This window comes from Sphingomonas sp. PP-CE-3A-406 (genome assembly GCF_003688625.1).
Lineage (GTDB): Bacteria > Pseudomonadota > Alphaproteobacteria > Sphingomonadales > Sphingomonadaceae > Sphingomonas.
Genome location: NZ_RCWY01000001.1, coordinates 959,084 through 973,928, shown reverse-complemented (window position 1 = coordinate 973,928; position 14,845 = coordinate 959,084). Strand labels below are relative to the sequence as shown.

Genomic DNA, 14,845 nt, shown 5'->3' with positions numbered 1-14,845 from the left:
TGAATACGCATTAGAACTTCGCGCCAGCCCGCAGCCCGATGGTGCGCGGGGTGCTGGTGACGATGTAGGTCCGCTGCGAACAGGTGCCGCATTGCTGGTAGCGCGACAGCTCCGCGCGTTCGTCCCACAGATTCTGGACAAACACCTCGAAGGTGAAGTTGGACACTTCCGCGCCGACCGAGGCGTTGCCGGTGGTGTAGGCCTGAAGCCGCCCCAGCGTCGCCGCCTGCGCCAGTCGGATATCCGCCGACGCCGAACTCTGATGTGCGACGAGGCCCTGGATATACGCCTTCGCGGTGCCGATCGGCATGCTGTAGCGCGCGGTGCCGCTCGCCTTGAAGCGTGGCGTGATCGGCAGGCGCGTCCCCGATGGCGCGAGCACGTCGGTGCCGTCGCCGCTGCAGATCTGCGTCGCGCACAGGTCGTTGCGCGTCTTCGCATCGGTGTACGAACCCGCAGCTGTCAACGAGAGGCCGCCGGTCGAATAATTCGCATCGGCTTCCGCGCCCCGGATCCGTGCATTGGGCCCGTTCTGGATGATCGTGAAGCTGTTCGCGCCGAGGAACGAGAACTGGAACTTGTCCCATTGCTGTTGATAGATCGCGGCATTGAACCGCAATCGCTCGAACAGCGTCGTCTTCAGGCCGAGCTCGTAATTGGTCAGGAAGTCCGCGTCATACGGCGCGACGTCGCCGCGACGATTAATCCCGCCCGGGCGGAAACCGCGCGAGAAGGTGGCATAGGCCAAGACCTTGTCGGTCGGCTTAAAGGTAAGGTTGAAGCGGTAGGTCGCGCCCTGGCCCTGCGTCTTCTTCGGGATCAGCCCGGTCGTCGTGTAGGTCGCAAGATTGGTGCACGGCGAGCCCGAGACCGTCGCCGGCAACAGCGTCGAGGTGTCGCCGCCGTCCAGATAGGCCTGCCGCAGGGTCTGGCCATTGGCGAGATAGCATCCCGCGACACCGGTCTGGCCGCTGCCCGCCGCGTTGAACGGCGTGGCGGTGTAGGGTCGGCCGTCGGCCGGATCGATCGCCGGGTTGCGGCCGAAGCCGTAGAAGCCGATCAGCGAATTGTCGTAGATGTACGCGCGGCCCCCCGCGGTCGCGGTGAGGGTCGGCAGGATGTCGAAACTCGCCTCGCCGAACACCGCATAATCGGTGTCGACGCGCTTTTGCTGGGTCAGCCACAAGGTACCGGGCGATCCGTTGACCGACACCGCGGTGCCGAGATTGGCGATCTGGTAATCCTGGAAGATCGCGTTCGTCTGGCGCTGGTAGAAGGCACCCGAAACGACCCGGAAGCGGTCTGTCGACGGCGAGGCAACGCGGAATTCCTGGCTGATCTTCTTGAAGTGATCGGTGCCGATGATCTTCTGCCGCGGATCGATCGTCTTGCCCGCGTTGTCCTGATAATAGAAATAGCCGGCGAGCCCGCCCGCGGACGAGTACATCGAGTCATACGCCTCGGCGTAATCGGTATAGTCGCTCGACGTGTACGTTTTCCGGTCGAGATACGCGCCGGCATAGGTGACGTCCCAGTTGCCGACCTTGCCCTCGATCGTCAGCGCGCCCTGGATGAAGCGGTCGCGGCGGTATTCGGGGAAGAAATGCTGGACCTGGAGATCGCCAACCTTGGGGTCGTAGCCATAGGTGCCGTGGTTGCGCTGTTCCTGGTACAGGACGGTCGGCGTCACGGTCCAGTTGCTGTCAAGATCGACCTTCAGCGCGGCGCGGCCGCCATAGGTCTCGGTGTCGTTGTAGTTCTTCTTCACGAATGCGGCATTGTCGACGACCACGCCGCCGTTCGCGGAAGTGCACGACGTCGCGGTCGGCTCGGGCAGGTAGCTGCGGCACCCGGCGACGTTGTCGATATAGCCTGCATCGCGCTGATAGAAGCCGACCACGCGCAGCGCCGCCGACCCCGACAGCGGCATGTTGAGCATGCCCTCGAGCTTGCTGCCGATGCCGCCCGACTTGACGCTGTTCACCTCGCCGTCGACCCGGCCGTAGAAACCGCTGAGGTCGGGCTTGTTGGTGATGATCCGGATCGTGCCGGCTTCCGACGACGCGCCGTACAGCGTGCCCTGTGGCCCGGCGAGGCTCTCGATCCGCGCGATGTCGTAGATGTGGACGTCGAGCGTACCGCCGATCGTCGTCACCGGCTGTTCGTCGAGATACGTGCCGACCGACGGCAGCGGGCCCGAATGATTGCCGTCGCCACCCGATGCGACGCCGCGCATGTAGACGACGGTCGAGCCTGGCTGCGTCGTCTGGAACGACACCGACGGCAGCAACTGCGTATATTGGTTGAAGTTCGAGATGTTGAGATCGTCGAGCCGCTTGGTGCCGATCGCCTGGATGCTGATCGGGACGCTCTGGATGCTCTGGTCGCGCTTCTGCGCGGTGACGACGATGTCGCCTTCGTATTCGCCTGCGGTTTGCGCGGCAGGGGCGGCAACCGGTGTCTGGGCGGCGGCAGGATCGGTCTGGGCGTAGGCGGGAGACACGATTGCCGAGGAGGCGAGAAGTGAGCCGATCAACAACCGACGATCGAATATGTGCATGCGCGAGCCCCCAAGCGATTATGCGCAGAGACTGTGGTGCGGTGCAGCGAAGGTCAAACGAAGCCGGCGTATTTTGCAGCTTTATTACGCGAGCGTGACGTTTTTACCACGGATCATGCGCGGAGCTGGTCACCGAGCGCAGTTTTCAGCGGGTCGAGCCATGTTTCGTATGGTCGCCACGCATCGACGCCGTCGCGGTTGATCGGGCGGCGGACCTGCTCCGAACTCGCGGTGCGCACCGCGCGATCGGTCTCGTGGAAAGCGAGGCAGGCGGGCTCGTAGTCGAGTCCGCACGCGGCCAGCAGCGCACGGACCTCGACCTCGGTGTTGTCGATCAGCGCTTCGTGATCGACGCGGTGGACGCGGCCCGGCGCGACCGTGTCGACGTGGCGCATCAGGCGGACGTAATCGCGGTAATAGCGGCCGAGATCGTCGAGCGAATAGCTGAACGTCTGCCCCCGTGCGTAATGCTGTTTGAAGTTCGAGAAGCAGCAGTCGAGCGGGTCGCGCCGCGCGTCGATGATCCGCGCGTTCGGCAGCGCGAGCAGGATCAGCGGCACGTGCGCCCAGTTGTTGGGGAGCTTGTCGATGAAGAACGGGCGCTCGGTACGGCGCTGGATTGCGGCGCGGCGCAGATACTCCTCGCCTGTCTCGCGCAACGCTGTCGCTGATAGGGTGTCGATCGCGCCCGGATAGTCGGCGATGCCGCGCGCGATCGCGGGCATGTCGGGGAGTTCGGTGGTGCCCTCGACCAGGCTGTGGCTGGCGAGGATCTGTTCGATCAACGTCGAGCCGGCGCGCGGCATGCCGAGTACGAAGATCGGGTCGGGGGCGTCGCACCCCTGTCCGCGACGCGCGTCGAGCAGCGCTGGGGTCAGTACCGCGATGCTGCGGTCGACGAACGCGGTGGTCTCGTCGGCATCATAGCTGATGCGCTTGCGGCGCAGCGTGTTACCGGCGTCGTAATGCGCGAACGAGCGGGCGGCGTCGCGGCGATCCTCGAACGCCTTGCCGAGCGCGAAGTCGAGGTGGAAGCGGTCTTCGTCGCCGACGTCGTCGCGCGCGAGGGCCGCCTCCATCGCCGCGATATCGTGGTCATCGAACCGCACCGTCTTGAGGTTGGCGAGGCTCCACCACGCATCGCCCAGCGTCGGCTGGAGCGACAGCGCGCGCCGATACGCGGCGATACCGTCGTCGCGGCGCCCGACGGTCTTGAGCATATGGCCGTAACTCAGCCAAACGCGCGGCTGATCGGGGGCGTCGTGAAGCACCTTTTCGTACAGCGTGATCGCATCCTCGAACCCGCCGAGCCGACCGAGCGCCGCCGCCTTGAGGTTGGCATGGCCGGGATTGTCGGGTTCGTCGGCGATCACCGCATCGAGCAGGGTCAGTGCCTCGGGCGCGCGGTTCTGGCGGTAAAGCACGAGCGCGAGGTTCGCGCGCGCCGCGGTGAAGCCGGGGGCGAGTTCGACCGCGCGCCGCAGCAGCGTCTCGGCGTCCTTGTATCGCCCGATCCGCCCGGCGAGTTCGGCCAGCATGCGGATCGCGCGCGCATCGAACGGATCGCGCTTGAGATAGGCCTTCAGCAGCGGCTCGGCGACGTGGAGCTGATTGTCGTGCAGCGCCAGCGCGGCCTGCATCAGGTCGCTCGACCAGCGGGGATTGGGGGGGTAAGCCATCGCGCCCAACAGTCGGAGAGCATGGCGCCAGCGTCAAGCATGCATCCGCACTCGCGGGCGCATGCCTGACCTACGCCGTCACGCGGTCAATGCGTCCACGCGTAGGGTCCCACGACGGTCCCGACGAACCCGCCCGCGGACTTGGTGCTGAGAAAGCGTGCGTCGACCTTGTCCGACAGCGTGCGGCGGGTGCCCGCGACCTGATAATCGAACGCCATCGTCCCGCCGTCGGCGCGGATCGTCAGCGTGACGGGACCGACCGCGACGGGGGCCGACGCGACCAGCCGCTCGCGCCCGTCGGCCGCGGTATACAGCGCGACGACGGTCTTGCCGGCGATCCGCGTGACGCCGAACACCAGATAGTTTCGGTCGCTCTGCATCGCCGCGAGGCCGGCACGGTCGCCGTCAATGTCCGGTGCGAATTTTACCGTGGTCGACATCGTCGCGACGTGATGCTGCTGACGCCGCCCGACGAACGCGGGCACGCCCGACAGGTCGCCGATCGGCGTACCCTTGCCGAGCACGAGGTCGCCGCGATCGAGCCGGTAGAAGGGCTGTTTCGGGGTGCGCACGCCGATCCACTGCATCGCGAGCTTGGTGCCGTCGAAGTCGTCGACATAGCCGAAATCGCCGCTCGTCGGGATCTTGGACGCGGGTTGTTTGGGCAGATCGGGCTTTTCGCCGACGAATGGTATCGCCTGGCCCTTGGGCAGGATGATCGGCCAGCCATCCTTCCACGTCACCGGCAGCAGGAACGTCTCGCGGCCTATGTTGTAATAGTCGCCGTCATACGGGCGGACCGCTAGGAAGGTCGCCCACCAGTCGCCTTTGGCGGTCTGGACGAGTTCGGCATGGCCCGACGAGGTGATCGGGTTGGCGCGGGCGGGATCGAGGTCGCGCTGCGTCAGGATCGGGTTGCCCGCGAACGGCACGAACGGGCCGCGCAACTGCCGCGACCGGAACACGACCTGCGAATGGTTGACGCTCGTGCCGCCTTCCGCCGCGGTCAGGTAATACCAGCCGTCCTTGCGGAAGATGTGCGGTCCCTCGATCCAGACCGGCTTCTTGGTCAGGTCGACGCCGCCGTTGATCAGCTGCGTGCTCTCGCCGACCATTTTCCCCGCGCGCCAGTCGAATTCCTGGATCCAGATCGCGCGGTGGCCGTCGTAGCGCGGCGGCTCGTTCGGCGCGCGGTTGTTGACCACATAGGCCTTGTCGCCCTCCCAGTAGATCGAGGGATCGATCCCCTCGAACGGCAGCCAGGTCGGATTGGACCAGGGACCGGCCGGGTTCTTCGCGGTGATGACGAAGTTGCCTTTGCACTCGACGCAGGTGTTGACGATGTAGAAGGTGCCGGCGTGGTAGGAGATGTCGGGCGCGAACACCGCCTGCGAGGTGCGCATGCCGGTGAAGTCGAGCTGTTCGGGCCGATCGATCGCGTTGCCGATCTGCGTCCAGTGGACGAGGTCCTTCGAGGTGAAGATCGGCAGCCCGGGGAAATGCGCGAACGACGACAGGACGAGGTAGAAGTCGTCGCCGACGCGGGTCACCGACGGGTCGGGGTAATAGCCCGACAGGATCGGATTGCGGTACTCGCCGGCGGCGGCCTTGACCTGCTCCTGCGCGTGGCCGTCATAGGTGAAGCGGCTGAACCGGGGGGCGTCGCTTGCCGGGGCGGCGGCGGCCGTGCCTGCAAGCAGGACGGCGGTCGCGCGCAGTGCGGCGCCTGCATATCGATCGAAGCGCGTCATGGTGGTCCTCTCCCGTCGTCTCGCGGCACTGAACGCGCCTGCTGCCTTAGCACTATAGCGCTAACATTCTTGAAGGCCAGCCGCGTGCTCCGAAGCGGCGACAGGTGGCTTGGGGGTAGCTAAGATACCGGTACCAAGTTACGCTCCGTCCCAACGCAGGTGCAACGGGCGGCGTGGCGAGTGTCGGACAGGGTCCGGTCTTCCGCAGATCCGCTCGTGATGATCGCGGAAGGGAGAAGGATGACCGAACTGTCCGCCAAGGGACCGCACGCATCGCCGTCGCGTCGCGAATTGCTTGAAGGCGTGGGAGCTACCGTCGCGCTGGCCGTGCCGGCATTGGCGCTGCCAAGGGCGGCTGAGGCGGCAATGTCCGCGCCGGGTGAAACGCGGTTATGGTATCGGCAGCCGGCCAAGGTCTGGACCGAAGCGCTGCCGGTTGGCAACGGGCGGCTCGGTGCGATGGTGTTCGGCGGCACGACGCGCGAGCGGTTGCAGCTGAACGAGGACACGTTGTGGTCCGGCGGGCCATACGACCCGGTCAACCCGGACGCGCGGGCGGCGCTGCCCGAGGTGCGGCGGCTGATCGAGGCGGGTGCGTTCGCGGAGGCGCAGACGCTCGCCAATGGGCGGCTGATGGGCGTGCCGAAGACGCAGATGGCGTATCAGCCGGTCGGCGACCTGCTGCTCGAGCTGCCGGGTGTAGCGGGAGAGGCGAGCGCCTATACCCGCGAGCTCGATCTCGATGCGGCGATCGCGACGACCAGCTTCACGCTCGGCGGGACGCGGTTCCGGCGTGAGATCTTCGCATCGCCGGGGGAGCAGGTGATCGCAGTGCACATGACCGGCGACCGACCGTTCGACCTGCTGGTCGGGCTGACGTCGCCGCAACCGGACGCGGGTGTCGTCGCGGCGGGGGGGATGCTGACGCTGACCGGTCGCAACGCCGCGCGGGCTGGCGTTGCGGGCAGATTGCGGTTCGCGGCGCGCGTGCGGGTCGTGGCAGACGGCGGCAGGGTGGCGGCGGACGGCGAGCGACTGCGCGTCACCGGCGCCCGGTCGGTCACGCTGCTGGTCGCGATGGGGACGAGCTATCGCCGGTTCGACGATGTCGGCGGCGATCCCGACGCGGCGACGCTGGCGGCGGTCGAGGGCGCGGCGCGGCGCGGCTTCGCTCGGCTGCGATCGGACGCGACCGCGGCGCACCGCGCGCTGTTTCGGCGGGTGAGGCTGGACCTCGGCCGGACCGCGATCGTCGATCGGCCGACCGACGAGCGGGTGCTGGCCGATCGCGCCGCGGCCGACCCTGCGCTCGCCACGCTGTATTTCAATTACGGACGCTATTTGCTGATCGCGTCGTCGCGACCGGGAAGTCAGCCGGCCAACCTCCAGGGGATTTGGAACGCGGAGACCAGCCCGCCCTGGGAGTCGAAATATACCGTCAACATCAATACCGAGATGAATTACTGGCCGGCCGAGGTCACTGCGCTGCCCGAATGCGTCGCGCCGCTGGTGCAGATGGTGCGCGAGCTGGCGGTCACCGGCGCGCGGACGGCGAAGACGATGTACGGCGCGCGCGGCTGGGTGGGTCATCACAACACCGATCTGTGGCGCGCGACTGCGCCGATCGATGGCGCGCAATGGGGGCTGTGGCCGACCGGCGGCGCGTGGCTGTGCACGCATCTGTGGGACCATTACGACTATAGTCGCGATCTCGGCTTCCTGCGGTCGATCTACCCGCTGCTGCACGGCGCGGCGCTGTTCTTCCTCGACACGCTTCAGACCGATCCGAAGACCGGCGCGCTGGTCACCAATCCGTCGCTGTCGCCCGAGAACGTGCATCCGAAGGGCGCATCGATCTGCGCGGGGCCGGCGATGGATATGCAGATCCTGCGCGACTTGTTCGACCAGACCGGCAGGGCGGCGACGTTGCTCGGCACCGACGCGGCGTTCGTCGCGCAGCTGGCGGCGGCCCGTGCGCGGCTGGCGCCCGACAGGATCGGTCGCGGCGGCCAGTTGCAGGAATGGCAGGCCGACTGGGATGCAGACGCGCCAGAACAGCGCCATCGCCACGTCTCGCATCTCTACGGCCTGTTCCCGAGCGAGCAGATCGATCTCGACGCGACGCCCGCGCTGGCCAACGCGGCACGGCGTTCGCTCGAGATCCGCGGCGACGAATCGACCGGCTGGGCGACCGCATGGCGCGCGAATTTGTGGGCGCGGCTGCGCGACGGCGAGCACGCGCACCGTATCCTCGCCTATCTGCTCGGCCCCGCGCGCACCTATCCCAATTTGTTCGACGCGCATCCGCCGTTCCAGATCGACGGCAATTTCGGTGGCACGCGCGCGATCGCGGAGATGCTGATGCAGAGCCGTGGCGACGAGATCCTGCTGCTCCCGGCATTGCCGCGCGCGTGGCCGACCGGGGCGATCACCGGCTTGCGCGCACGCGGAGCATGCGTGGTGGACGTGCGGTGGGAGCGCGGCACGCTGACCGAAGCGGTTCTCCGTTCCACGATCCACGGACGCCTCCGGATCCGGCTGGGCGACCGCACCGTCGACGTGACGCTGGTGCCGGGGCGTAGCGTCAGGCTGCGCGGTGCCGGACTGACGCAGGCATGACCGCCACATGCCCATCTTCTCCGCCCTTCGAGGAATCGCACCCATGACGAAATTCCTGATGGCCGTGCTCTCCTTCGGGCTGGCGATATCCGGCGCGGCGCATGCGCAGGTCGCGACCACCACGCCGCCGCCGGTCGCGGGTGCCAAGCCGGTGACGGTCGAGCGGATCACCGTCCACTCGCGCGCGATCGAGGGCAATCTCGAAGGCAACAGCGCCGATCGCGTGGTGCTGGTGATGCTGCCGCCGAGTTATCGCAGCACCCCGACACGCCGCTATCCGGTGGTCTACGCGCTGCACGGCTATTCGATCGGCGCCGAGCAATGGGCGAAGGAAATCCACGTCCCGCAGACGATCGAAGGCGCGTTCGCGAAGGGCGCGCGCGAGATGATCGTCGTGCTGCCCGACAGCAAGACGATCCACAACGGCTCGTTCTATGCGAGTTCGGTGACGGTCGGCGACTTCGAGCAGTTCATCGCGCACGATCTCGTCGGCTATGTCGACGCGCATTACCGGACGCTGGCGGACCGCCGCAGCCGCGGGCTCGCGGGGCATTCGATGGGCGGCTACGGCACCGCGCGGATCGGCATGAAGCACCCCGACGTCTTCGGCGCTCTCTACATGATGAGCCCGTGCTGCCTGTCGATACGCGCGCTCGGCACGCCCGACGCGGCGGCGGAGAAGACGTTGCGGGCGCTGCGCTCGCCGACCGAAAGCGCAGGCCTGTCGTGGGGATTGCGCGCGCAACTCGCGACCGCGGCGGCGTGGTCGCCGAACCCGAAGGCGCCGCCGCTGTTCCTCGATTTGCCGATCAAGGACGGCGTCGCGCAGCCCGACGTGATCGCGCGCTGGGCAGCCAACGCACCGCTGTCGATGCTCGATCAATATGTCGGTAACCTGCGGCGCTATGCCGCGATCGGGCTTGATGTCGGTGACCGCGACGGGCTGAAGGGAGATGCGATCGCACTGCACGAGGGGCTCGACCGCTACGGCATCGCCAACCAGTTCGCGGTCTATCCCGGCGACCATACCAGTGGTGTCGCGGGCCGCGTCCAAGACGTGATGATCCCGTTCTTCTCGCGCAGCCTGGCGTTCGCACGATGAGGGGCGGGGCGTTGATCGCGGCGCTCGCGCTGCTGGCGATTCCTGCGTCAGCGCAGGTCTGGCGGTCGGATCAGGGCAACGGGACTTTCCGCAATCCGGTGTTGTTCGCGGACTATCCCGATCCCGACATCATCCGCGTCGGCCGCGACTATTATTTCGCGACGACGACGTTCGCCAACGTGCCGGGGATCACGATCCTGCACAGCCGCGATCTGGTCAACTGGACGCTCGCCTCGCACCTCGTCGATCGGCTCGAGGGCAAGCCGGAATATGATCTGAAGGGCGGCAACGCGTACCGGCACGGGCTGTACGCCTCGTCGTTACGCTATCACGCGGGCACCTATTATCTCGCCAATACGCCGGTCGGGCAGAAGACGCGGATCTGGTACGCCAAGGACGTGCGCGGGCCGTGGCGCTATCACGAACTGGAACGCGAAGCGTTCGATCCGGGGCTGTTCATCGAGCCCGACGGGCGCGCGTATGTCGCCACCGCTTCGACCGCCGACGGCACGATCACGCTGCTCACGCTCGACAAGGAGCTGGCGCACGTCACCGATGCGCGCAAAATCCATTACATCAAGGGCGCGGAGGGCTCGAAGATCATCCGCCGCGGTGCGTATTACTATCTGTTCAACGCGTTGCCGCCGCGGCTCGGGCTGACGGTGTCGCGGTCGCGCAGCCTGTTCGGACCGTGGGAGACGCGCGACCAGATCGACGACACGACCGGCGGGCATCAGGGCGCGCTGGTCGACCTGCCCGACGGCCGCTGGTTCGGGTTCGTCATGGAGGATAGCGGCGCGGTCGGCCGGATGACCAATCTCAGCCCGGTATTCTGGCGCGACGACTGGCCGGTGTGGGGCACCGCGGACGCGCCCGGTCGCGTACCCCGGATCGCGCAAAAGCCGATCGCCGGGTTTCCGTTCGCCGAGCCGGCGAGCTCCGATAATTTCGCGGGTCCGCGTCTCGGCCTGCAATGGCAGTGGAACCATAATCCGGACTCGAGGCGCTGGTCGCTGACCGCGCGGCCGGGCTGGTTACGGCTGAAACCGACGATCGCGCCACGCTTCTGGTCGGCGCGCAACACGCTGACGCAGAAAGGGCAGGGGCCCGCCAGCCGCGCCGAGGTGAAGCTGGATATCGGCCATCTCGCGCCGGGCGACCGATGCGGGTTCGGGACGCTGGGGCAATATAGCGGCAACCTGACGATCGAGCGCGACGCCGGCGGCACGGCCTCGGTAGCGATGGAGGTGACCGAAGACACGGTCGACGGCGCACGTACCGAAACGCGCGGTCGCAGCGTGGTCGGCGCTGGCCGCGCGCTGTGGTTGCGCACCGAGATGGATTTCACGATCGATCGTGCCCGCGTCGCGTATAGTCTCGACGGCCGCCGCTGGACCGGGCTCGGCGGCGACTTCCCGCTCGCCTTCGCGTGGCGGACGGGGACGTTCCAGGGCGAGCAGTTCGCGCTGTTCTGCTACGCGCCGGGCCCCAGCAGGGGCTGGCTCGACGTCGACTCGTTCACGCTGGGCGCGCTCGAACCCCGAGCGACGTTCAAGTTCCGAAACGCGCCGCCACGGTAATCATCGCCGCGGCGCGACGGGGATCTCGAACGTGCCGACCGGCAACATCGCGTCGTCGGACAGGTTCACCGATGGCGCATCCGCCCAGGCATAGCGGACCCGGGTGACGGGCTTGCCGTCGCCCGGGAGCGTCACGGTGGTGCCGGCGACGCTGCCCGCAGCATAGCGGCAGGTGCCCGGCGCGGCGTCGCACAGTTCGAACCCGATCGCCTGGTTCGCACCGCGTGCGTGGAGCGCACCGGTCACGTCGCCGAAGCGCAGCGCGATGCCGCCATCGGCACCGGTCTCGGCTGCGGCGATGGCGGGACCCGACGGACCGCCGGGCGCGCCATAGACCGCCGACCGCATGACCTTCGCGAGGCGTTGCCCGACCTCGTGCTTCTCGCCGGGATGGATGTCGAGCGCATCGCCGATGTCGAGTGTGACCGCGATCCCGGCATGGCGGTCAGCGGCGGCGACGCGGCGCTGCGCATCGCGGACATAGCCCCAGCCGCTGTCGCTCGGCACGCTGGTCGGCTTGCCGTAGTTCGCGAGCTGGACGATTCCGAACCCCGTCCCGGGCGTGCCGAACCGCGTGCGCCAGTCCGCGATCAGTGCGGCGAGGCGGCGGTCGTAGCCGGGGATGCCGGTGTCCGATTCCCCCTGATACCAGGCGATGCCGGCAAGCTTGGTCGACGCCAGCGGCGCGATCATCGCGTTGTACAGCGTGCCGTCGCCGTTGATGTCGTCCCACGGCACGCGCGGTGCCGCGCCATCGAGCCGCTTGGCGATCGCATAGCGCCAGCCGCTGCCGAGCGCGGTGCTGCTGCCGTCGGCGAAGGTCACGCGCATCGCCTCGGCGGGGCCGGTCATCCCGCCGAACGCGTAGACGTCGTCGTCGTTGACGGTGATGACGTTGCTGCCGGGCTTCAGCGTGCCGACCGGCAGCGTGTAGACGCGCGCCTTGCTGGCGAGGCTGCTGCCACCGACGCCCTGGCCGTTGACCCAGGTCCGGTCGGCATCGTCGATCGTGCCGAGCGACAGGATCGCCGGTCCGCGCGCCTGCGCCGCGGTGACCTCGACCGTCCGCTGATACCAGATCATACCGTTATAGTCGGCGAGTTCGGGCACGCCCCAGGTTTCGAAATTGGTCATTGCCGGCACCGGCTTCCAGTCGAGTGCGGCTGCCGGCTGCCACGGTTCGCGGCCCACCGCGTCGCCCGATCCGGCGCGCCACCAGCTTTCCCAGATCGTCGACGCCTTGCGGTCGGCGGCAGCGGGATCGCGCGCGTACAAGGCTAGCAGATCGGCCTCGGCGCCGAGGCCTGCCTTGCGCAACGCGGAGTCGCTCAGCCACGCGCTGATCCGCGATCCGCCCCAGCTCGAATGGATCGCGCCGATCGGCACCTTGGCGGTGCGCCGCAGCGCCTGCACCATGTAGAAACACGCCGCGGAGAAGGTCGGCACGGTCGCCGGCCCCGCTGCTGCCCAGCGCGGTTGCTCGGCGAAGCGCGCGACGGGGCTTGCCGCGGAGACCTTGGCCACGGTCAACAGCCGCAGCTGATCGTCGACCGCCGGATGCGCGTCGGGGAACAGCGTCTGCGCGTTCTCGACCGCCAGCTCCATGTTGCTCTGGCCCGAGCAGAGGAAGACGTCGCCGATCAGGAGATCGCGCACCACCGCGGCACCGCTGTTCGCCGCGATCGTCAGGTCGTAGGGGCCACCTGCGGGCAGCGCGGGCAGGCGCGCCTCGAACCGGCCGTCGCGCCCTGCCTTGGTCGTCACGGTGCGCCCGGCGAGCGCGATCAGGATCGTCTCACCCGCTGCCGCATCGCCGCTCAGCACGATCGGCTGGCTGCGCTGGATCACCGCATGATCGCTGAGCACGCCATCGAGACGCGGCGCGGCCAAGGCCGGGGAGGCCGCACCGGCGATAGCGGCGTAGAGCGCGAGGCGCAGGGCGGTCTTCATCGGATCGTTTTCCTTGGGGTTCGGATCGAACAGGGATCGACGGGGCGGCTCAGATCGGCTGAAGCCCGTGCTTGACGATGCGGTCGATCAAGTCGCGGTGACCGGGCAGGCTGCTCATCATGCGCTGCGTCTGGACGTTGTTCTCGCGCCGCGCACGCCGTGCCAGTTCGGCGTCCGCCTCGATCGTGCCGGGCATCACCGCGGTACGCGCGCCCATGCCGTAGAGCACATATTGATAGCTGGCCGACGGAAAGACCTCTTCGGCGCGATCGAACTCGTCATGGATCCACGGCGACTGGTATTGCCACAGCTCCATCAGCCCGCGCAGCCGGTCGGGGATCGACTCCGGCCGCACATTGTCGCGCCAGAAGTCGGTGTCGGTGCGCTTGGTCAGCGTATAATGCAGCTTGAGGAAATCGATGATCCGGCCCCAGCGATACTGGGTCGTCGCGTTGAAGCGGTTGGCGACGACGTCCATTACCTCGCGACAGACGGGCATCTGCTCGGCGATCATCTTGGCGGACAGTTCGATCAGGACGATCGCCGACGCCTCGAGCGGTTCGAGGAACCCGGCCGCGAGCCCCACCGCGACGCAATTGCCCTTCCAGAACGTTTCGCGGTGGCCGGCGCGGATCGAGAGTTTCCGGACGGGCAGGTCTTTCCCTGCCGGGCCGATATACGCGCGCAGTTCCTGCTCTGCGGCGTCGACGTCGATATGGCTGCTGGAGAAGACGTGCCCGACGCCGCGGCGGTGGGGCAGGCCGATATCCCAGATCCAGCCGGCCGATTGCGCGGTCGAGATGGTGTGGCTGGCGATCGGGTCGTCGGGGCGCTCGTACGGCAGTTGCACGGCGAGCGCGGTGTCGCAGAACAGCGTATCGGCGCAGCTGCGGAACGGCACGCCCATCGCTTCGCCGATCAGCTTGGCGGCAAACCCGGTGCAGTCGACGAACAGGTCGCCCTCGATCGACACGCCCTGTGCGGTCTCGACGCGCGCGATATCGCCGGTCTCGTCGAGGATGACGTCGGTGACATCGGCCAGCACGTGCCGGACGCCGAGCGTGTCGCAGCAATGGCGTTGCAGGAAATGCGAGAATTTCCCCGCGTCGAGGTGATAGGCGTAGTTCGCCACCCCGTCGAACTCGGGCGTCGCCATCGTTTTTGGCGCAAGGCCCTCGTCGCAGATCCGTCCCTGCGGGGTGACCGCGTCGCAGAAGCTGTCGGCGCCGTCCTCGGCCAGCCAGTGCGGGGCGAGGTTCAGCGAGCCGAACTGCTGTGGCAGCATCAGCGGGTGGTAATAGCCGTCGTCGACCGCGCCGGTCGTCCAGCGATTGAACCGCGCGCCCTGTTTGAACGCGGCGTTGCAGTGGCGGAACAGCTCGGTTTCCGACACGCCCATCTTGCGCAGCGTGGCCCGCAGCGTCGGCCACGTGCCTTCGCCGACGCCGATGGTCGGAATGTTGGGCGATTCGACCAGCGTCACGGTGAAGCCGTGCTCGCGCTGACCCTTGTGCCGCGCGGCGATCACGCCCGCCGTCAGCCAGCCGGCCGTGCCCCCTCCGACGATGACGATGTTTCTGATCTGGTGCATGGGTCAGCGTATT

Annotated in this window: 8 protein-coding genes; 3 read left to right on the top strand and 5 right to left on the bottom strand. The window is 67.6% G+C overall.

What is annotated here, in order from left to right; genetic code table 11:
• Window positions 1-10: 10 nt before the first annotated feature.
• From C8J44_RS04185 to C8J44_RS04175, 3 genes are all read right to left on the bottom strand, one after another.
• Window positions 11-2,536, bottom strand: a complete 2,526-nt coding sequence (locus C8J44_RS04185; RefSeq protein ID WP_259466701.1) for a TonB-dependent receptor — start codon at window positions 2,534-2,536, stop codon at window positions 11-13.
• Between the two features lie 137 nt (window positions 2,537-2,673).
• Window positions 2,674-4,239 carry a sulfotransferase gene (locus C8J44_RS04180; protein WP_259466700.1) on the bottom strand — a complete coding sequence of 522 codons (1,566 nt, stop codon included), beginning with the start codon at window positions 4,237-4,239 and terminating at the stop codon, window positions 2,674-2,676.
• An 86-nt stretch (window positions 4,240-4,325) separates the two neighbouring features.
• Entirely contained in the window at window positions 4,326-5,990 is a 1,665-nt protein-coding gene (locus C8J44_RS04175; RefSeq protein ID WP_121903444.1) for a glycoside hydrolase family 43 protein, read from the bottom strand.
• 240 nt (window positions 5,991-6,230) lie between these two features.
• On the opposite strand from C8J44_RS04175, the gene C8J44_RS04170 reads away from it, so the two are divergent.
• Genes C8J44_RS04170 through C8J44_RS04160 form a run of 3 tightly spaced genes read left to right on the top strand, consistent with a single transcriptional unit; the run spans window position 6,231 to window position 11,291 of the window.
• Window positions 6,231-8,609, top strand: a complete 2,379-nt coding sequence (locus C8J44_RS04170; protein WP_121903443.1) for a glycosyl hydrolase family 95 catalytic domain-containing protein — start codon at window positions 6,231-6,233, stop codon at window positions 8,607-8,609.
• Window positions 8,610-8,652: 43 nt separating this feature from the next.
• Window positions 8,653-9,711, top strand: a complete 1,059-nt coding sequence (locus C8J44_RS04165) for an alpha/beta hydrolase family protein (protein ID WP_121903442.1) — start codon at window positions 8,653-8,655, stop codon at window positions 9,709-9,711.
• Window positions 9,712-9,722: 11 nt separating this feature from the next.
• Window positions 9,723-11,291, top strand: coding sequence for a glycoside hydrolase 43 family protein (locus C8J44_RS04160; protein WP_259466699.1), 1,569 nt, complete (start codon window positions 9,723-9,725; stop codon window positions 11,289-11,291).
• Here C8J44_RS04160 and C8J44_RS04155 read toward each other — a convergent pair whose 3' ends face one another.
• Window positions 11,292-13,241 (bottom strand): sialate O-acetylesterase, encoded by a 1,950-nt coding sequence (locus C8J44_RS04155; protein ID WP_121903440.1) that lies wholly within the window; start codon window positions 13,239-13,241, stop codon window positions 11,292-11,294.
• A gap of 49 nt (window positions 13,242-13,290) precedes the next feature.
• A complete protein-coding gene (locus C8J44_RS04150) occupies window positions 13,291-14,832 on the bottom strand; it encodes a tryptophan halogenase family protein (RefSeq protein ID WP_121903439.1) in 1,542 nt (513 codons plus the stop codon).
• Between the last annotated feature and the right edge of the window lie 13 nt (window positions 14,833-14,845).

Coding starts and splice junctions, on each gene's coding strand:
- C8J44_RS04165 (WP_121903442.1), top strand. CDS start 8,653: ATGACGAAATTCCTGATGGCCGTGCTCTCCTTCGGGCTGGCGATATCC.
- C8J44_RS04180 (WP_259466700.1), bottom strand. CDS start 4,239: ATGGCTTACCCCCCCAATCCCCGCTGGTCGAGCGACCTGATGCAGGCC.
- C8J44_RS04150 (WP_121903439.1), bottom strand. CDS start 14,832: ATGCACCAGATCAGAAACATCGTCATCGTCGGAGGGGGCACGGCCGGC.
- C8J44_RS04155 (WP_121903440.1), bottom strand. CDS start 13,241: ATGAAGACCGCCCTGCGCCTCGCGCTCTACGCCGCTATCGCCGGTGCG.
- C8J44_RS04170 (WP_121903443.1), top strand. CDS start 6,231: ATGACCGAACTGTCCGCCAAGGGACCGCACGCATCGCCGTCGCGTCGC.
- C8J44_RS04175 (WP_121903444.1), bottom strand. CDS start 5,990: ATGACGCGCTTCGATCGATATGCAGGCGCCGCACTGCGCGCGACCGCC.